This is a genomic window from Streptosporangium sp. CA-115845 (assembly GCF_050943795.1).
Taxonomy (GTDB): domain Bacteria; phylum Actinomycetota; class Actinomycetes; order Streptosporangiales; family Streptosporangiaceae; genus Streptosporangium.
Genome location: NZ_CP191988.1, coordinates 152,479 through 170,528, shown reverse-complemented (window position 1 = coordinate 170,528; position 18,050 = coordinate 152,479). Strand labels below are relative to the sequence as shown.

Here is an 18,050-nt window from a genome sequence, read left to right as displayed (position 1 = left end):
ATACTGCGGCTGAACCGAAATCTATGTTTCATCCCATCAACGGTAAAGATCGGCTTCGATGGGCGACGGAGCACGCAAGAGATACTAGATAGCGGTTTGTCATCGAGTGGACACCAATGCGTTCTACCGAGGAGGGGAACTGTAGTACCTGGTTGGACACCTGCCGTGATTATTGGTGGAGCGGACAGCGGGACTCCGCGAAGCGTGTGACGCTGACTGCGACACCTCGCAGAACCTGGGGAGCGACGATGCCCTATCTCAGCGCCGATCGCCGCCGCGCGCTGGCGGCAGCCGCGCTTGGCCGGGCGGCGCAGCAGCCCGGCCCCCTCCCCGTCGAAGGTGAGTCCTTCCATTCGGTCAGCGGTGCGATCCTCGACGTCAGCCCGCACCTGATCGTCATCGACACCCCGGACGGCCACGAGGAGCGGCTCGTCATCGCGCCGTGGGCGACCGCCTGGCGTGGCGAGGCCGTCACTCCGGCCGACCTTCCCGTGGGCTCCAATGTGATCATCAGAGCGCTGCGGGCCGGCCGGGTCGTGGACCGGATCTGGGCGGACATCACCAGGATCACCGGTGTGATCCAGTCGATCGACTCGGAGGGCAAGGACCACTCCGTGGAGCTGTACTGCGGACCGCACCGTGGGCGGCGCACGATCGTCATCCCCTACCGCGCCTCGGGACGCCTGCGGGTCAGGCATCCGCAGTTCGAACCCGGCTACCTGTTCGACGCCATCGGGGTCCGCGAGGACGGCGTGGCACAGGCTCGACTGCCCGCGACCTCGCAGCCGCCCTACCGGTGGAGGGCCGTGCCGACGCCTCCGCCCGGCTACAGCGGCATGCAGTCGCGGATCTCGGGCACGGCCACCTGGTCGGACACCTTCGACTGTGGGGAGCAGGGGGTGGCCTACCCCATGTTGGAGCGGTCCGATACGGCGTGCGACGACGCCGGGGTGTCCTGCACCGGGCTGCCGTACCTGTCGCTGGGTTCGATGCTCAACGTACGCAACGTGTGCGCCGGGCGGACCTCGGTCCTGCCGATCGTGGCGTGCGGCTGTCTGGCCGGCCGGTTCTGCGACCGGTGCCTGGAGTGCGGCACCTCGCCTCGCGGCCGGATTCTGGAGCTGTCACCGAGTTCCTTCGTGGAGCTCGGTGGAGACCTGACCGCCGGATGCTTCAACGCCAGACTTGGAATGGGGTGACACGGATGCTGACGACGATCGCCGCCGAACAACTGCCGGTCCTGCTCCTGCTGCTGGTCGCAGGTACGGTCGCGAAGGTCTGGACCGTCGCGCGCGAGGCCGAGCCTGGCATGCTGAGCAGGCTGGGGCCTGCCGTGCTGGTGCCCGAACGCTGGCGTAAGCACATGATGCTGATCTGCGCGCTCGGCGAGCTGTTCCTGGCGTGCGGCCTGTTGGTGAGTGGCCAACCGTTCTTCCGGTGGGCGGTCGTCACGTTCTTCGCGGTGTCCACCTATGTCCTGTGGGAACTGCGGCGCCGACGCCCGGACGCGGGATGCGGATGCTTCGGCGAGGTCAGCGCGGTACCGGTGGGACGGCGATCGCTGGGCCGCACCATGGTGCTGACGGCCATGTCCGCGGGGCTGCTCCTGACTCCGGAGATCTCCGGCTGGGAGGCGATCTCCGGCATGACGTGGACGCACCTGCCCTACATGATCGCCGGTCTGCTGGTGCTCGCCGCACTCTCGCCGGAGATCGAGGAGGCGGTCGCCAGGATCCGCTACCGGGCCCCCTGTGAACAGCGTCGCCTCGACCCGGCCACCGCGCTCGGCCGACTGCGGTCGAGCACGGTCTGGCGCTCGCACACCGGCCGGCTGACGAGCACGGAGCCGGTCGACAGCTGGCGGGAACTGTGCTGGCGATTCTTCGTCTATCCGGGACAGAGCCACACGGGCGAGCCCGTCGACGTGGTCTTCGCGGTCTATCTGAGCGGACGCCATCCGGCGGTGCGGGTTGCCATGGTCGGCTCCGACGGGCGTCCGGTGGAGACCACGTCTCTTCCGAAATCTCTGCCGGTATCGGCCTGATGCTAGAGGACCCTAGATTCCTCTAGGCCGTGCCCCTTAGGCCCTGTCCCTGGGACCCGTTGCCCATCGTGGTCAGGTGGCGCCCCCGTGAGACACCACCTGACCTGACCTCGCCACAGCAAGATCCGCAGGGCAACACGATTGAGCTCTATATGGCTCTCTAGCTTCCCCGCTAGAGAGCCATATAGAGAGCTAGGAGCCCCCTCACACTATATCGAACAAACGTTCGCTCAGACCGGTTGGGATCGCAGGAACTTTCCGAAGTGCGGCACGGTGAACGCGATCAGCCCTCGCTCCGCGCTGTAGATCAGACCTTTCTTGATGAGGCTGTCGCGGGCCGGAGAGAGACTCGACGGTTTACGGCCGAGTCCTTCGGCCACCTCGGCGGTGGCGACGGGCTCGTCGCCGATGGCGGCCATGGCGTGCATGTAGTCGCGCTCGGCGGGAGTGGCCCGCTCGTAGCGGCTGCCGAAGAAGCCGACCGCGAGCTCCTCCTCGGCCTCCGGCGCGGAGACCCTGATGTCGTCGGCGGTGATCGGGCTGCGCAGCGCCAGGTCCCAGGCGACCTTGCCGTACGCCTGGACGAAGTAGGGGTAGCCGTCTGCCGCCACGTAGAGGGCGTCGAGGGCGTCCTGGGTGAACTCCACGCCCTCACCCTCCGCCGGGACGATGAGCGCCAGGTCGGCCGCGTCGCGGTCAAGACGGTCGATCCTGGCATAGCGGAAGAGCCGCTCGGAGTAGCTCTTGCTGGCCGACAGCACGCTGGGGAGATGTGGCAGCCCCGCGCCCACCACGATCAGCGGGCCGCCGCTCTGGGAGAGCTCGTGACAGGCCGCGCAGAGCGCCGAGACGTCGGGAGCCTGCACATCCTGCATCTCGTCGATGAACAGCGCGATGCCGACGCCCAGATCGGTGGCGACCCCGGCGGCGTCGACGAACAGCTCGGTGAGGTCGATCTCCAGATCCCCGGAGTCGGCGCGCCCCCGCCCCGCGGGCACGTCGATCGCGGGCGACCAGTGCGAGGTGCCCTTGGCCGCGGACGGGTCGCGCATCGCGAACGCCTTGAGCACGCCGAGGAACTCCTCGATGCGCTCGGGCGCCCGGTGTCTGGGGGCCAGCTCGCGGATCGCCATGTGCAGGGCGGCGGCCACCGGACGCCGGATCGACTGGTCGGGTCTGGCCTCGATCTTCCCGGTGCCCCACAGCCGCTGCATGGCCATCGATTTGAAGGTGTTGAGCAGAACGGTCTTACCGACGCCGCGCAGCCCGGTGACCACCATGCTGCGCTCGGGACGCCCTCGGGCCACCCGCTCAAGGACGATCTCGAACTGCTGTAGCTCACGGTCGCGACCGGCGAGCTCTGGGGGGCGCTGTCCGGCACCTGGAGCGTAGGGATTGCGCACGGGGTCCACGCTCTCGGACTTTATGACGGGATATAGCGGTCGGCTTAGATTTCCGTAGAAAGAGCTACGGCGTGTCGCACCGCGCTCCACCGGCACCCGGGGAAACGGGGCGTGTGTCGCGAGCATCGCCATGGCACACCCCTTCACCTGGGCGGACGTCAGCCCGAACCCGTGTTCGATCCCGTGCCCATGACTGTAGCGCGGGTTCGAACACAGGCGCGATACGTTTCGATGAAAAGCCTTCCCAAGGAACCCGGGTTCCCGTGCCAAGCAGCTACAAATCCGGGCGTAAGCCACGCGAGCACCCCCGTCACAGGGAGAGGCCCCGGGGCCGCTCCGGTCTCAGCGAACGGCCGGCGGGTCAGGCCCCCGCCAGGAGGCGCTCACCGCTCATCGTCATCGCCGACCATGAGCGTTCAGTCGCGAACGGTCAGACCCATCGAGCGTGCGGTGCCGGCGACGATCTTCTCGGCCTGGTCCAGGTCCGCGGTGTTGAGATCGGGCATCTTGCTCCTGGCGACCTCCCGCAGCTGCGCGCGGGTGATCGTGCCCGCCGCCTGATGCCCCGGGCGGGGGCTGCCGCCGTCCAGGCCGATCGTCCGGCGGATCAGCGAGGCCGTGGTGGGCATCTTGATCGCCAGTTCGAACGAGCGGTCCTCGAACACGGTGACGACGACGGGGACCACGAATCCCCGCCGGTCCTGCGTGGCGGCGTTGTACCGGCGACAGAACTCCATGAGGTTCAGCCCCAGCGGGCCGAGGTCCTTGCCCACGGCGGCGGGACCGGCCTCGCCGGCCGGAAGTTGGAGCTTGGCGGTCCTGTTGACCTTCTTCTTCGACATGTCCGGCAAGCTAAAGTCTCCTGTTACTGGAGGCTCAACGGAATAATGACCACATGAGCTACACGATCGGACAGCTCGCCAGACTCTCCGGTCTGCCGGTGAAAACGATCCGCTTCTACTCCGACATCGGGGTGCTTCCCGAACGCGGCCGCACCCGGAGCGGCTACCGCCTCTACGGCGACGAGGACCGTGGCCGGTTGGAGCTCGTCAGGGCGCTGCGCGAGATCGGCGTCGACCTGGCGACTATCAGGTCACTCGGCGACCGTGACCTGGGCGAGGTGCTCTCCCTGCATCTCCGTACGGTCGAGGCGCAGATCAGGTCACTGCAGCGGACCCGTGCGGTACTCAGGGCCACGCTGGAGCGGGACGAGGTGTCCGACGACGATCTGCGCCGGCTCAACGCCCTCGGGCGGCTCGGTGCGGCGGAGACGGCCGCACTGGTGAACGAGTTCGTCGACGAGGTCTCCGGCGAGAACCCCGCCAGGCAGAAGTGGCTCGCCGGCCTGCGTCCGGCCATGGTGCCCAGCCTGCCCGACGACCCGGGCGTCGAACAGCTCGACGCCTGGCTGGAGCTGACCGAACTGCTCTCCGACGACGACTTCCGCGCCTCCCTTCGCGAGATGGGCGGCGAGTTCTGGGAGAAGGCCGGCGAACTCGACCCGACCACCTGGCATGAGGCCAACGCCCTGATCACGGAGAGAGCGCTGGCCGCGGTGCGCGACGGCGTGGCCCCCGAGTCGGAGGCCGCCGCACCCGTCGCGGCCGGGATCCTCGCACTCATGGCCGACGCGCAGGGGCGCACCCCGGAGTCGGTCGTACGGGACTACACCGAGCACGACCCGCGCGCCGAGCGATACTGGGAACTGGTGGCCGTGGTCAACGGCACACCCTGGCCGCCGGAGTCCGTGGTCGCCCATGACTGGATCGGCGCCGCACTCGCCCATCACCTCGGGTAATTGATCAATTACAATGAACTGTTGTCGCTTTTGTCCGTTTTGATGGGAGGCAGCACGTGGCAAGATCCAAATTCACGATCCGTACCCGGGCGGCGCTCGCGATGACCGTCGGCTGCCTGGCGGTCGCCTCCTGCGGCACGGCCACCTCCCAGCCCATATCGGCCCGGTCCACGTCGGCCGCGCGGCCGACGTCGTCGGCTCCCGAGCCGACCGCCGCGACAACGACACCGACGACGACACCGGAGCCCGGCACCGCGACACCGACCCCGACAGGCCCGCCGAAGTTCTCCGCGAAGATCTCCCCGGTCACCCGCCGGCTGCTCGAACACTCCTGGCGGCCGGGCTGCCCGGTCCAGCTCAGCGACCTGCGGCTGATCACGATGACCTACTGGGGCTTCGACGACAAGCCGCACACCGGCGAGCTGGTGGTGAACAAGAGCGTGACCGACGACATCGTCTCGATCTTCCGGCGCCTGTACGACTGGCGCTGGCCGATCAACAAGATGGAGCTCGTCGACGTCTACAAGGGCGACGACTTCGACTCGATCGAGGCCAACAACACCTCGGCCTTCAACTGCCGCCCGGCGACGGGATCGAGTAGCTGGTCCAAGCACGCCTACGGTCTGGCCATCGACATCAACCCGCGCGAGAACCCGTACGTCTCGTCGAACGGCTCGGTGGCGCACCGCAACGCCCGCAGGTTCGCCAAGCGCCCGGTGCAGGCCCCCGGCGTGATCAACCCGGGCGACCGGGTGGTCAAGGCCTTCCAGGCGAAGGGCTGGGAGTGGGGCGGCTACTGGTCGGGCATCAAGGACTACCAGCACTTCAGCAAGGGCGGCGGCTGAGGCCCGGGCCGCGGTTCGACGTCTCGTCCCCCCGCTCCCGCCGCCGTGATCGCCCAGCCGGTGCGGGTGGGGCCACTCCGCCGGGTCTCCCCACACTCGGGATGTGGGACGGTGACTGCTCCCCTCCCCGTTGATTCCACCATCCGTGCGGATCGGGCCCCGGCGGCAACCCGGGGTAGAAGCCCGTCCAACAACTGCCCTAGTCTGGGACGACGAGGGGAGTACTTCCCAAGAGCCGACCCGGTCAGTACGGACGTTTCATAATGTCCCCGGGCGGCCACCTGCTGCGTGCGGGTGAAGGAGACCTCGAACGGCCAAGCACGTTCGAGGAGGCTTCATGCCCACCGAGGCATTCCTGTCAGCAGTCAGTCTTGAAACGATCGGTTCGCCACAACTGTGGATCATCACCGTGGCCGCTCTGGTGCTGCTGCTCGCCGTGGACTTCATGCTGACGCGGCGACCGCACGAGGTACGGATGCGCGAGGCGGTGGGCTGGTCGGTCTTCTACCTGGCACTGCCCCTGATCTTCGGCGTCTATCTGTGGGGGGTCTTCGGGTCCGGTGTGGCTGTGGAGTTCTTCACCGGCTACGTGGTGGAGAAGTCCCTGTCGGTGGACAACCTGTTCGTGTTCATGCTGTTGCTGTCCGCCTTCGCGGTCCCGGTCGCCCTGGCCCAGCGGGTCCTGCTGTACGGCATCGTCGGGGCGCTGGTACTGCGGGCGATCTTCATCGCCCTGGGGGCGGCCGTCCTGCAGAGCGGCACCTGGGCGTTCCTGCTGTTCGGCGGGATATTGATCGTCACCGCCGTGAAGATCATGAGGGACGCGCTGAGCGGGAAGGAGCAGCAGGTCGACATCTCCTCCATGCGCACGGTCCGGCTGCTACGGCGCTTCATGCCGGTCACCAACGACTATCGCGGTTCCCACCTGGTCGTTCGTGAGGGCGGCCGCCGCGCCCTGACCCCGCTGGCGCTGGCCATCGTGGCCGTCTTCGCCACCGACATCGTCTTCGCCGTCGACTCGGTGCCCGCGGTGTACGGCGTGACCGAGGACCCCTACCTCGTCTTCGCCACCAACGCCTTCGCCCTCCTGGGCCTTCGCGCGCTCTACTTCGTCCTCCTGGGCGTCCTGGCGAAACTGCGGCACCTGAACCACGGACTCGGCATCATCCTGGCCTTCATCGGGATCAAGCTCGTCCTGCACTGGGCGCACGGCGTCTGGACGTGGGTCCCGGAAATCCCCACTCCGGTCTCGCTGGGGGTCATCGTCGCGGTCCTGGCCACCGTCACGGCCACAAGCCTGTACGCCAACCGCCTCGACGCGAGGGTCGCCTCCTCACCCGCCGAACACCGGTAGCCGGGCGAAACACGATCGGGCGCGACGACACCCGGGCGAGGACACGACCACGGGGCCGCGCGGCGGACGTCCGGGCTTGACCCGGTCATCCGGTCGGCGAGGCTCAGCCGTACGCGGGTGAGACGCGGGGCTGGAGCAGATCCCAGCGGGTGCCGTACAGGTCACGAAAGGCGGCGACCGTGCCGTAGGCCTCGTGTCGTGGGGCCTCCTCGAAGGTGACGCCCGCCGACAGCATCCGCTCGTGGTCGCGGGCGAAGTCGTCCGTGTGGAGGAACAGGCCGACCCTGCCGCCGGTCTGGTCGCCGACGCGGGCCTCCTGCTCGGGACCGTCGGCGCGCGAGCAGGAGCGCCGTCTCCCGCGCGCCTCGCGGGCGGACGGTCACCCAGCGTCCGCCCTCACCCTGGGGCGTGTCTTCCAGGAGCTCGAAGCCGAGGACATCGACGTAGAAGGCGATGGCCTCGTCATAGTCACACACGACAAGCGTGCTGAGCCCAAGGTGCGGCTTCCCGACCGGTCCTGCCCTTTCCTGGAGCCATACCGGCCCTCCGGTGCGGGTGGTCTCCTGAAGATCGGTGATCGTCAGGACGACCCGGATGGCGAGGAGGCCCGCGGCGATCGGCAGCGCGATGCCGACGATCAGGGCGAGATCTGCCAGGCTGCTTTCCAGGCTGCTTTCCAGACCCTCCATGTCCGTCCCCGCCAGCCCCACGGACGCCAGCGTCGCGTACGGCCACAGCACCCACGTCAGCCATCATGCCCATATGGCTGATCCGATATAGCCGATACAGAGGTATTTCTGGCCGTCAGCGGAAGGCTTCTCCGCTTCCCCGAGGTGCGCTGCGGTCTCTCACCCGCGAGCGTTGGTCCGCGGCAGGTCTCCGGGAGCATGGACGGGAAGGCCGCCCCGGTCCAGTGCCGCCGGACCGGGCTGATGCATCATTGGTCCATGGTGGCCAGGGATGGGGACGGTTGGGCCCAGTGTGAGCGCGGGCACCGGCACTGGGGTGTGTACGGGGCGGCCGGGCTGCTCGCCGTCCACCACGACGCCACCGGGAAGCCTCACATCCTGATGCAGAAGCGCTCCGTCTGGAGCCACCACGGCGGCACCTGGGGACTGCCGGGCGGTGCCCGCGACAGTCACGAGGACACCGTCACGACCGCCCTGCGCGAGGCGTTCGAGGAGGCCACGCTGGACGGCACCGGCCTGCGGATCCAGGGCGTCTACCTCGACGACCACGGCGGCTGGTCCTTCGAGACAGTGATCACCGAGGCCGCGGAGCTGCTGAGGGCGGTTCCGGGCAACAGTGAGAGCGCCGACCTGCGCTGGCTTCCCGCCGAGGAGGTCACCGCCAAAAAACTTCACCCCGGCTTCGCCGAGACCTGGCCGGTGATCGGTCTCGCGCTCGCCCCCTCCCTCGTCGTCCTCGACATCGCCAACATCGTGGGCGCCCGCGCCGAGCACGGCTGGTGGAGGGACCGCGCCGGTGCGGCGGCCAGGCTGCTCACCGAGGTCGGCACGCACGCCGCCGGTGGCCTGTGGACCGCGCCCGGCCAGACCCCGACCCTGGCGCGCTGGTTCCCCCGGGTGACCGCGGTCGTCGAGGGGGCCGCCCGCGACGTCCCTCCGGTGTCCGGCGTCTCCGTGATCGCCGCACCCGGAAGCGGGGACGACGCCGTCGTCCAGGCCGTAAGGGACGCCCGCCCGTGGGAGCGCGTCCTGGTCGTCACCGCCGACCGGGGACTGCGCGAGCGGGTCACGGAACTGGACGCCGAGGTCGTCGGCCCCCGGTGGCTGCTCTCCCGGTTGTGACGTTTCACGTGGAACATCCTCAGGGCTCTGCGGCTGGAGCGGCCTGTGGTTTCAGGTCGCGGGTGGCCCGGTGGAACAACCAGTAGCTCGCCGCGGCGACGACGAGGAAGAGCAGGCGGGCGGGCTTGGGGATGTCCAGAATGAGCAGGCCGTCGCTGAGCGAGTGGAGCAGGGCCGCCGTCATGAAGGCGGCGATGATGGGGATGGTGACGACGGCGCGGCCTCTGACCTGCCAGACCCCGAAGGCCACCGCGCACACCAGGCCGGTCCAGACGAGGTGGCTGAATGGGGTACTGAGGCCGCGTAGCAGGAGAATCGTGCCCGCGCCTACGGCACCGCCGTTGTTGGCGACGCTCTTCCAGGCGTAGGCCATCGACTCCATGATCGTGAATCCGGTCGCACAGGACAGGCCGAGCGCGACCCCCGCGGCCTTGGTGAGGTGACGCCCGGTGAGGGCGACCGCGAGAGGTGGGACGAGCTTCGCGGGTTCCTCGATCCATCCGACCCGCAGGATCGAGGTGCTGTTCTTCTGGGAGATGAAAAGCGAGTCGAAATAACCGCCGAGCAGCAGGGCGACGCCCCCACCGAACAGGAACATCCCCATCAGCGTCATGGCCGGCACGCTGGTGGCGATCTGGATACGGTCGTGGATGGCGAGCAGGAGCGCGATGGGCCCGGCTGCGGCCCCGTAGAAGAAGGCTGCGGGCATGACCGCCTGGTTGCCGGCCGCCTGCATCATGGCGATGAGCGAGAAGGACAGAACGATCATGGCGATCCACGCCTTGAACCATCGATGCCGATAGAAGAGCAAACGGTCTCGCATAATGATTAATTCCCCGATATACCTGCCCCAAATTCGGGCGAATTGTCCATATTTATCTAAATATCGACTCCGCCACAATGACCACACCGACAATCATGAACACCACGGGCACCAGCCACCTGCCCGACCGCTCCACCAGCTCGATGATCTTCCTGTGCGACCCGAGCCAGGAGGCCACCGCGCACCAGACCGCGACGAGCAGCGCGAACACGGCCACCGTGACGACACTGGATGCCGGACCGATCGTGCGGAACAGCGGGGTGTAGACGGAGATGTTGTCGGCCCCGTTGGCGATGGTCACCCCCGCGATCGAGAGCAGACCGGAGGCGACCCGCGACGCCTCACCGTCACCGTCCCTTCCTGCTCTGACCAGCCCCCACACCCCCATGCCGAACGGCACCAGGCCGAGCAGCCCCACCCAGCGGTCCGGCAGCACCGCGAGCCCGAGGGCCGCCGCGGCCGAGACGGCCACCAGGGCGGCGATGCCCGTGTACTGACCGGCGACGATCTGCCATGGGCGCGGAACGCCACCCGCCCGGGATGCCAGGAACAGCACGGTCAACAGGATGATGTCGTCCACGTTGGTGCCGGCGAAGACGGCGACGGCCGTACCGATCGTTTGAATCACGGGCGCATTATGTCCCCTTCTTCCCAATACTCGCGGCGACCGTGGCCAGCCGTGAGCTACGGGCATTATGATCACATTCATCCACTCTTGTCGGCCCTCCGGAGACCGCACGTGGGCTATCCGCCTCCGCCGCAGTACGGCCAGCCGCCGCGGGGCGAGACGGGGCGCGGACTGACCGTGATAGTCGTCATGGCCCTCGGTGTGGTCATCGGGGCCGTCATCACCGTGTTCATGGTGCTCAACCCGCCCTCCTCGCCACCGGTCGCGGCTCCGACGCCCGATGCCGAGCACTCGGAGGCCTCGGTCCGCCAGGCCGCCCAGCCGGCGCTCGATGCGTACAGCAGCGGCTCCTACGGTGATTTCTGGGACCTGTGGACCACCGGGGCGCAGGGGTTGATCACCCGGGAGGAGTACGTGAGGCTGTTCGGCCTCTGCCCGCCGCTCGTGGCGAACTCCCCGTTCACCGTCGGCGAGGTCGCGATCACCGGCGACACCGCCATAGTCCAGGCCGACCGGCTCGGTGACACGACGGAGTTCGGCTTCGTCTTCGAGAGCGACTCATGGCGGTACGAGCCGTCGCCCGAGGAGCGGTCGGAGTACCAGAAGCCGGTCGACCAGATAGCCGAGCAACGGCGGGCCGCGGGATTCTGCGGCACCGTCACCCCCGCCCCGGGTCCGTCCGACCCCGCCACCGGCCCCTCCGACCCGGCTTCCGCCCCCTCCGATCCCGTTCCCGGCTCGTCCGATCCCGCGCCGAGTTCGTCCGCTTCCACCCGGCCATCAGGTTTCCTTGAATAATGAATTTTGGACCTCCACATATACACATATGTGGATACGCTCGGTTGCGTAGGGATACGCGTTGCCCTGGAGATGCCCGAGACCGGTGATCTCCCCACCGGGGATGAGACGCGACCTCGGGGGCGGAGAGGCAGGTGACGCGAATGACGACCGGCACCCGACCGGGAATCCCGCTCGCACCCGCCATCGAAGTCATGCAGAAGTGCTGCCATAATCCGCAATTCACAGCTACTGTCGAACTTATGGCCCACTCCATGCCGGCAAGGCGAGACGGCACAGGATCGGAAAAACCATCAGCGAATGATCACGATGGCGCCAGACATGAATCGGATTCGGTTCCGCTCTGGCTGGCACATCTTCAGCTTAGAGAAGGACAGAAGACCATCAGCACATCAGCTCCCGAAACCTCTATCACTATAGAGCTGGATAAAGCGGATTATGAGGCACTCTCTCGTAAGGCGCGGCTGACCGGAAACCGTGTCGTCGACGTGATCCACACGGCGGTCCAGCGAGAGATCGGCAACAAACCCCACGTGATCACCCTGATGCACCGCTGGAACCTGCACCGAGAAGACCTCAACATGGCGGCCGAATCCCTCGGGGTCGACCAGCTCTCCGAGGCGGAGTGGGGCCAGATCGGCATTCGCCCGTTCAGGAGGCATTGAGCCGTGCTTCCCGGTCGAGTGCTCGACGTGAGCGCACTGGTCGACATCGCGGTGGCGAAGACCGAATACTCCAGAAGCGTCGCCGCCATGTGCCTTTTCCGTGGCGGCGGGATATGCGTCCCGGCGACCAGCCTCGCGGCCGTCCTGTCCATCTCCCCGATCTCGACCCAGGTGGAGCTGTTCGAACTCGTCACGACCCCCGGTGTGAAGATCGATGACTTCACACACGGGAAGGTCGGAGACATCGCGGAGATCCTCGACGGATCGCGCGACATCACGGCCGGACACGTCATCTGGTGTGCCCGCGCCACCCGATGGCCCATCCTCACGGACCGCGGGGCCGAGCTCGCCCAGTACGACCAGAACCTCGAAATCGATCCGCTGCCGTAGCTCCCGCCCGGGGCGGAAGCGCCGTCCCGGGCAGGCCGCCATAACCATCCGGTTGAAACCGATGCCAAATATCATTGCGTGCGCGATCGATTTTCGGAGCCGGGGCTTTCACACTGGGAGGGTGACGTTCCAGACGAGGCGCATCAAGCTCGACATTCCCGACGGACCGGAATACGACCAGGTACGCGATATGCACGGTCACTCGGTCACGGTGTTCGCGTCCACGGAGATCAACGGTGAACGCTCCCTGAAAATCGGCAGCCGAACGTTGCGGCTGAGGAAGGTGGGCGTGGACGAGGACGGCGAGGAGCCGATGGACATCTACCGGGCCGAGTCCATTTCGGACCCCTCGTACTGAGGACCCCTCGTACTGAGGACCTCTCGCGCCGAGCGTCCGTCGCACCGAGCGCACCCGCTCGCGCTCGGCGCGGGCACCCATGCGCCCGCCCGTCGCTCACACCCCGAACCCGCGGATCCGTAACGGGGATGCCGGCGATCCGGCTGGGACCTCACCCGTCCCGGCTCGCCGACCTGTTCGGGCCGGCCACCTGACCCGAGGCCCTCGACGCCCTCGAAAGGTCCGGGCTCGGCGAACCAGCTGTCCGCCAGGCCCGCGGGGCCGAGCGCACCGGCCCCGTGACTCGGGCGAAAATCCACGAGGACACGGACGCCTGCCCGGGCCGGCCTGGAAGATCACCGGCACCGGAGGATTAGGAAATTATCATGTTTTCAGGATTCTGCCCTAATCCTCCCCTGCTCGGTTGCGCGAATATCCGCCTTGCGACGCTTCCTAAGGGAGTACTTTTCGACAGAGACGTTGCCACAACTGCCCGGTATGGCAAGCCGGATATCAAGCCCCCAAGTGAGGTAGCGATGCTGTCTTCCTTTGACCCGGAATATGCCCCGGTTGGTGATATAGGGACCGCGCTGCTCTACGTCGACTCGCTTCTCACTCGTATCCGCGAGGGCGTCTCGCAGGCCGCCCCTCAGCAGCGAGAGCTGATCGACGAGTTTTTCGGATCCTTCTCCAGCAAAGACGCCGGTGACGTGCTCGACGGCGCCTGCACGCTCGTCTACCTGTACATGGAGTGGCTGCGCCAGGCCCATGAGGAGCAGGACCGTGACGTGGTCGAATCCGTGGTGCCCTATGTCATCGGCAGCATGCGCAAGATGACGGTAAGCGTCAGGCCCGAGGCCATCCCCGCCATGGCGGGCATGCTGACCGCCAGCGCCATCGGCCTGAGCCCGACGCTCTGGCGCAAGCAGTACGGGCCCTGGACCGAAGCCGAGATGAACGCTCTGGAAGCGACCCTCGTCCTGCTGGCCGACTACATCAATCATCTAACCAACGACGAAACCATGGCAATTCACATGATCGCCGACATCATGGAATCCATGGAGCAAGCAGACGATAGGGGATAAATCTTTTATGTGTGGTTCCGCTAAACGCGGATCGGTGCCGATGGCCGTCAAATGAGCCGACCAGGGGCGCCTTTCTCACGCTCGTTCATGGCAGGACCCGCAGGTGACCTTCATCCGGACTGTTCCGGACCGTCCAGATGGAGGAAGAGCTCGTGCGCCGAATCGATGCTCGCACGCAACGCCTGCTCCAGTTCGTCGGCCTCACCCGTGAGATGTCCGATCTCCGGCATGCTCAGAGCATCGGCACCGGACTCGGCGAGCAGTTCCTCATAACGGGGCAGCCGCTCCACCAGCGCCTCGATCTGGTCGCGGGCCCGGTAGGCACGTTCGGCGTCGGCGACATGAGCCGCGTACCGTTCGAGCGCCTCCACCTTCGCGATGACGGCGCCCTCACTGCCGGCGAGCGCTCGCTCCAGCGGTTTCACAGCGGCTGCCACCTCCCGGGTGACCCCGCCACGCATGAGATCGCGATGCTCTCCACGGAGGGAGGAGAGCTTGGCCAGTAGGCGCGCGATCTCCCATTCCTGCGGCGGCAGCATGACGGCGTTCCGCGCGACGTCGAGCAGTCCCTCGGTGTTGACGCGCGATCGCAGGACGGAACCGACCGCCGCCCGTGTCCGGGCGAGCAGGCGCCTCGCGTCGGCGTCGAAGTCGTCGAAAAGGAAATAGGAATCCAGGTGGCGGTGCGCGAGACCGTACAGTTCCCGTTCCGGGGTAACGCTCTCCTCGACCTCCCCCGCGGCCCTGATCGCGGCGGAAAGAAACCACACGAGCACGATGAACAGCGGGATTCCGGCCATGGCTCCCCATCCAAAGGAAAGCGCCACCAGAAGGCCGGCCGCGGCGAGCATGCCGCCAACGGCCAGGGGGGCCGCGGATTTTTTCTGTGGTTCTTCCGATGGCCTCCAACCTGCTCGTATGCGCGCCAGCAGCGATGGATTCGCACGGAGCAGACCCGCGGTCTCCGGGGACAGACCGGGATCGACCACCACACCGAACCGCTCTCTTCCCGAGCTCTCCAGATCATCACCTCTTTCCGATGATCATTCTAAGGGAAGCCTCCGTCGTATATGAGTGGGCCGCTCGAAGAATGCCTGAAGCGGACCGGGGGCCACGAAAATCAATGGCGGTTCGCACCGCGCATACCGCGTGATGGCGCCCAGGAATCGACGCGGCACATGACACCGGACCCTCGGGCGTGATCGTTTTCAGGCGGCGATCCGCGGTCGGCCGCCCTCCGGGACCGCCGCTTCCGTGGTCTCGCGCACTTCACTCGCGACGGCGCCGCCCGGCTCCTTCGAGGGCTACGAGGGCTTCGAGGGCGAGGGCCCAGGGATGGCTCTCCGCTTCCCCGCCTCCGGCGGCGGCCATGTCCGGCTCGGACCTACCGGAGCCGAGCAGAACCGGGACACCCTCGGCCCGAAGACTTTCGACGCTCCGGCAGAACGGCTCGCGCGAGGCGAGGCCGCTGTTGACGAAGGGCAGTACGACCACGGGGATGCCGAGCCCGGGGGCTTCGGCGAGGAGGCCCAGGGCGTAGGTGTCGGCGATCCCCTGGGCGAACTTGTTGATCGTGTTGTACGTCGCGGGGGCGACGATGATCGCATCGGCCCTCGGCGGCTTGGGTTCGTCCGGCTTGCGGTAGCGGCTACGGACGGGGCGGCCGGTCTGCCGTTCCAGGGCGGGGACGTCGATGAAGTCCAGCGCGGACGGGGTGGCGACGATCTGGACGGCCCAGCCCGCGTCCTGGGCGAGGGCGACGAGACGCCCCACGTCACCGGCGCCGCCCGCGGCGCACACGATGACGTAGAGGACCTTGCCGGACCGGCTCACTGGTGCACCATCCTCTTGCCGATAGCCGAAAGACCGCTGACGCACCCGAGGTGCCGCCGGGTCACCGCCCCGCTCGCTCGACCAGATGAGGCCTCATGCGTCGACTCCAAACATGGAAACCTGTATCAGCTTCTCGGCCCGGTAGGGGCCGAGCTCGCAGCCCCGCTCAGGCCGCGTCGCCGGCAGCATGGCACACCGCCCGGCGACCGGCATGAGATAGTTCCAGCCCTTGATCGCGTATTGGGCTTTTGCTCGACCCTTGGAGAGACAGATGCGGATATGGCCCTGGTGGTCGGCGGCTGCGCTGGCGGCCTTCTTCCCCTCTGTCATGGCACGGATCGGCAGCGATCTCATCGCGAGCACCGGCCTCTTCTACTACGACATGAACGTCGGGGACGGGATCGGAATCTACCCGCTGGCCCAGGGCCTCGGCATCGGGCACTTCCGCTCCGCGGGCATCGACGTCATGCGGGTGCTGTGGGACGTCGAAGTGGTCATGCTGGCCTTCGCCCTGCCCGTCCTGATGGTGGCGGTCGCGGCCCTGCTCCGGCGACGCCCGCACGGCCGGACCACCCAGGTCGTGGTCGTTGTGCTGAGCGTCCTCGCAGTGATCAACATCGCCGCCAACATCGTCGGCCCCTGGTCAGACCTGACCCAGTGCCCACCGACCGACCTCACCGACCTGACCGAGAGCTACTCCTGCTACCGGAACGGCACGGGAGTCGGCATCCCGCCGTTCATCTACGGCCCCGCGTACGCCTTCGCCGCGTACTTCCTGGCCGTCACCCGTCATCACGTGCGCACCGAGGCGCCGGGACTCGTTCCGGACGGCGGCCTTCCCCGCTCATGAGCCCGGGATCCCGCGGCTCGGCGGGTCGACCGAACTGCGACCTGCCTGGCCGAGGAAGTGCGCCGGTACGGCGAGCGCTTCTGGTCGGCACACTGACCGAGCGAGAAAGAGCTACGCTCGTGCCGTGATCGCTAGGTGGGAGCCCACGATGACGGGCGTGCTGCGGCTGCCCTCCGGTCGGCTCGTCCGCGGCCGGGGGTTGCGCCGACCGCTCCCGGAAGGTCCCGCGCCCACCTTCGCGCTCTACCTGCTGAGCCATGAGCCACCCCCCGTCGTCTGGGAGACCCGGTGGCTCCGCTGGCCCGACTTCTGGTTGCCGTCCGACCGTACGGCGGCCGGCGACGCGTTACGCGAGGCATGGGTACGCGCCGAAGCCGAGCGCGTCGAGATCGCCTGCGGTGGTGGATACGGCCGGACCGGCACCGCACTGGCCTGCCTCGCCGTACTGGACGGGGTACCGGGCCACGAAGCGGTCGCCTACGTCCGGCAGCATTACGCCCGCCGCGCCGTCGAGACACCATGGCAACGCCGCTTCGTCTCCCGCTTCCGGTAGGCGGCGCCTGTGCTCTCCACGCTAAGCACGGCAATTGTCGGTGTCCTATTCCGGGACGTGACAGACGTGCCGGGATGGGGAGCGGCGAGCCTGCTGGTCTCAGCACGCTCGACATGGACAGCCTGTCACTAGGGTCCGCGGGTAGCGGGCAGAGCCCGAGGAGATGATCCGCTGTGACCTCGATAGACACTCGCGTCGTCGCCCACCAGGTGCGCCGGCTCGACGTCCCGCTCCCGCAGCGCTACGACGAGGCCGTACGCCGCTACGAAGAGCTGGCACCGGTCGTCGACATCGCCCGGTTCGAGCAACTCCCCAACTGGGAGGCCGCCCTTGAACTCGCCGCGACCAACGCGCCACACGGCTTCATGATCTACTGGAAATCCGACATCACCGCCATGATGGCCGGATCGCCATCCGGCTGGAAATGCACCGAGTACCTGATGGGCAACCACACCATCGCCGAGCGCATGTTCCACCACGACCCGTCGGTCATGCTCCATGCACCCCTGCGCATCGTCATCTACGCCGACGCCGAGGAACGCACCCGTCTGGCCGTCGACCAGCCCAGCACACTGTTCTCCACCTACGACAATCCCGCCATCGACGAAGTCGGTCAGCACCTCGACCGACTGCTCGCCGAACTCTTCACGGCCATGGGGGTGACGCCGCCCGCTGAGCTGAAGCCGACGCGGTGAGCAGGCTGCGCCGGGACCACGACGACCAGCACGCAGCGACGGACTCGTAATTCGCCCGGGGTTATCACTCTAAGTGTGGAAGTGATCACTATGGGTAGATGGTCAAGGTAGATCATCTTAACGCTTCGGGGGGAGCGT

General features: G+C 67.4%; 22 protein-coding genes and 1 pseudogene. 14 read left to right on the top strand and 9 right to left on the bottom strand.

Annotated elements, in window-relative coordinates:
• The first annotated feature begins 248 nt into the window (after nucleotides 1-248).
• Both ACQP0P_RS02675 and ACQP0P_RS02670 read left to right on the top strand, forming a co-directional pair.
• Entirely contained in the window at nucleotides 249-1,199 is a 951-nt protein-coding gene (locus ACQP0P_RS02675) for a hypothetical protein (protein WP_433370422.1), read from the top strand.
• A gap of 5 nt (nucleotides 1,200-1,204) precedes the next feature.
• The gene (locus ACQP0P_RS02670) at nucleotides 1,205-2,044 is read left to right on the top strand and encodes a MauE/DoxX family redox-associated membrane protein (RefSeq protein WP_433370419.1); all 840 of its coding nucleotides are present in this window, start codon (nucleotides 1,205-1,207) and stop codon (nucleotides 2,042-2,044) included.
• A gap of 230 nt (nucleotides 2,045-2,274) precedes the next feature.
• Here ACQP0P_RS02670 and ACQP0P_RS02665 read toward each other — a convergent pair whose 3' ends face one another.
• On the bottom strand, nucleotides 2,275-3,447 hold the full coding sequence (locus tag ACQP0P_RS02665) for an AAA family ATPase (protein ID WP_433370416.1): 1,173 nt from the start codon (nucleotides 3,445-3,447) through the stop codon (nucleotides 2,275-2,277).
• A 416-nt stretch (nucleotides 3,448-3,863) separates the two neighbouring features.
• Nucleotides 3,864-4,289 carry a 50S ribosomal protein L11 gene (gene rplK / locus ACQP0P_RS02660; protein WP_355614865.1) on the bottom strand — a complete coding sequence of 142 codons (426 nt, stop codon included), beginning with the start codon at nucleotides 4,287-4,289 and terminating at the stop codon, nucleotides 3,864-3,866.
• Nucleotides 4,290-4,342: 53 nt separating this feature from the next.
• On the opposite strand from rplK, the gene ACQP0P_RS02655 reads away from it, so the two are divergent.
• The 3 genes from ACQP0P_RS02655 to ACQP0P_RS02645 all read left to right on the top strand — a co-directional run bounded on the left by ACQP0P_RS02655 (nucleotide 4,343) and on the right by ACQP0P_RS02645 (nucleotide 7,444).
• Entirely contained in the window at nucleotides 4,343-5,245 is a 903-nt protein-coding gene (locus ACQP0P_RS02655) for a MerR family transcriptional regulator (protein WP_433370411.1), read from the top strand.
• 56 nt (nucleotides 5,246-5,301) lie between these two features.
• Nucleotides 5,302-6,090, top strand: coding sequence for a M15 family metallopeptidase (locus tag ACQP0P_RS02650; RefSeq protein ID WP_433370408.1), 789 nt, complete (start codon nucleotides 5,302-5,304; stop codon nucleotides 6,088-6,090).
• 337 nt (nucleotides 6,091-6,427) lie between these two features.
• Complete coding sequence (locus ACQP0P_RS02645; protein WP_433370405.1) at nucleotides 6,428-7,444, top strand: TerC/Alx family metal homeostasis membrane protein; 1,017 nt, start codon at nucleotides 6,428-6,430, stop codon at nucleotides 7,442-7,444.
• 103 nt (nucleotides 7,445-7,547) lie between these two features.
• On the opposite strand, the gene ACQP0P_RS02640 is transcribed toward ACQP0P_RS02645, so the two are convergent.
• Together ACQP0P_RS02640 and ACQP0P_RS02635 are read right to left on the bottom strand one after the other, a co-directional pair.
• Complete coding sequence (locus ACQP0P_RS02640) at nucleotides 7,548-7,679, bottom strand: hypothetical protein (protein ID WP_433370402.1); 132 nt, start codon at nucleotides 7,677-7,679, stop codon at nucleotides 7,548-7,550.
• Between the two features lie 136 nt (nucleotides 7,680-7,815).
• Nucleotides 7,816-8,133, bottom strand: a pseudogene (locus ACQP0P_RS02635) (VOC family protein); the annotation flags it as partial.
• 258 nt (nucleotides 8,134-8,391) lie between these two features.
• Here ACQP0P_RS02635 and ACQP0P_RS02630 point away from each other — a divergent pair.
• The gene (locus tag ACQP0P_RS02630; RefSeq protein ID WP_433370399.1) at nucleotides 8,392-9,255 is read left to right on the top strand and encodes an NUDIX hydrolase; all 864 of its coding nucleotides are present in this window, start codon (nucleotides 8,392-8,394) and stop codon (nucleotides 9,253-9,255) included.
• Nucleotides 9,256-9,274: 19 nt separating this feature from the next.
• Here the strand turns inward: ACQP0P_RS02630 and ACQP0P_RS02625 are convergent, their stop codons facing one another.
• Both ACQP0P_RS02625 and ACQP0P_RS02620 read right to left on the bottom strand, forming a co-directional pair.
• Entirely contained in the window at nucleotides 9,275-10,024 is a 750-nt protein-coding gene (locus tag ACQP0P_RS02625; protein ID WP_433370396.1) for a PrsW family glutamic-type intramembrane protease, read from the bottom strand.
• A 106-nt stretch (nucleotides 10,025-10,130) separates the two neighbouring features.
• Nucleotides 10,131-10,706: a cadmium resistance transporter gene (locus ACQP0P_RS02620; RefSeq protein ID WP_433370393.1), complete on the bottom strand. Its 576-nt coding sequence runs from the start codon at nucleotides 10,704-10,706 to the stop codon at nucleotides 10,131-10,133.
• 111 nt (nucleotides 10,707-10,817) lie between these two features.
• Between ACQP0P_RS02620 and ACQP0P_RS02615 the strand changes: the two genes are divergently transcribed.
• The 5 genes from ACQP0P_RS02615 to ACQP0P_RS02595 all read left to right on the top strand — a co-directional run bounded on the left by ACQP0P_RS02615 (nucleotide 10,818) and on the right by ACQP0P_RS02595 (nucleotide 13,981).
• Nucleotides 10,818-11,504 carry a hypothetical protein gene (locus tag ACQP0P_RS02615; RefSeq protein ID WP_433370390.1) on the top strand — a complete coding sequence of 229 codons (687 nt, stop codon included), beginning with the start codon at nucleotides 10,818-10,820 and terminating at the stop codon, nucleotides 11,502-11,504.
• A 143-nt stretch (nucleotides 11,505-11,647) separates the two neighbouring features.
• A complete protein-coding gene (locus ACQP0P_RS02610) occupies nucleotides 11,648-12,169 on the top strand; it encodes a hypothetical protein (RefSeq protein ID WP_433370387.1) in 522 nt (173 codons plus the stop codon).
• Nucleotides 12,170-12,196: 27 nt separating this feature from the next.
• The gene (locus ACQP0P_RS02605; RefSeq protein ID WP_433370384.1) at nucleotides 12,197-12,559 is read left to right on the top strand and encodes a hypothetical protein; all 363 of its coding nucleotides are present in this window, start codon (nucleotides 12,197-12,199) and stop codon (nucleotides 12,557-12,559) included.
• Between the two features lie 121 nt (nucleotides 12,560-12,680).
• Entirely contained in the window at nucleotides 12,681-12,917 is a 237-nt protein-coding gene (locus ACQP0P_RS02600; RefSeq protein WP_030921016.1) for a hypothetical protein, read from the top strand.
• A 365-nt stretch (nucleotides 12,918-13,282) separates the two neighbouring features.
• The gene (locus ACQP0P_RS02595) at nucleotides 13,283-13,981 is read left to right on the top strand and encodes a hypothetical protein (protein ID WP_433370381.1); all 699 of its coding nucleotides are present in this window, start codon (nucleotides 13,283-13,285) and stop codon (nucleotides 13,979-13,981) included.
• A 110-nt stretch (nucleotides 13,982-14,091) separates the two neighbouring features.
• On the opposite strand, the gene ACQP0P_RS02590 is transcribed toward ACQP0P_RS02595, so the two are convergent.
• The 3 genes from ACQP0P_RS02590 to ACQP0P_RS02580 form a co-directional block, all read right to left on the bottom strand.
• Nucleotides 14,092-14,781, bottom strand: coding sequence for a hypothetical protein (locus ACQP0P_RS02590; protein ID WP_433370378.1), 690 nt, complete (start codon nucleotides 14,779-14,781; stop codon nucleotides 14,092-14,094).
• Between the two features lie 469 nt (nucleotides 14,782-15,250).
• Complete coding sequence (locus tag ACQP0P_RS02585) at nucleotides 15,251-15,814, bottom strand: flavoprotein (RefSeq protein WP_433370375.1); 564 nt, start codon at nucleotides 15,812-15,814, stop codon at nucleotides 15,251-15,253.
• Between the two features lie 93 nt (nucleotides 15,815-15,907).
• Nucleotides 15,908-16,144, bottom strand: coding sequence for a hypothetical protein (locus ACQP0P_RS02580; protein WP_433370372.1), 237 nt, complete (start codon nucleotides 16,142-16,144; stop codon nucleotides 15,908-15,910).
• On the opposite strand from ACQP0P_RS02580, the gene ACQP0P_RS02575 reads away from it, so the two are divergent.
• From ACQP0P_RS02575 to ACQP0P_RS02565, 3 genes are all read left to right on the top strand, one after another.
• Complete coding sequence (locus tag ACQP0P_RS02575) at nucleotides 16,143-16,664, top strand: hypothetical protein (protein WP_433370369.1); 522 nt, start codon at nucleotides 16,143-16,145, stop codon at nucleotides 16,662-16,664. The two genes, ACQP0P_RS02580 and ACQP0P_RS02575, sit on opposite strands and share 2 nt — an antisense overlap.
• A gap of 148 nt (nucleotides 16,665-16,812) precedes the next feature.
• On the top strand, nucleotides 16,813-17,217 hold the full coding sequence (locus ACQP0P_RS02570; protein WP_433381650.1) for a protein-tyrosine phosphatase family protein: 405 nt from the start codon (nucleotides 16,813-16,815) through the stop codon (nucleotides 17,215-17,217).
• A 173-nt stretch (nucleotides 17,218-17,390) separates the two neighbouring features.
• Nucleotides 17,391-17,912 (top strand): DUF302 domain-containing protein, encoded by a 522-nt coding sequence (locus tag ACQP0P_RS02565; RefSeq protein WP_433370366.1) that lies wholly within the window; start codon nucleotides 17,391-17,393, stop codon nucleotides 17,910-17,912.
• The last annotated feature ends 138 nt before the right edge of the window (nucleotides 17,913-18,050 follow it).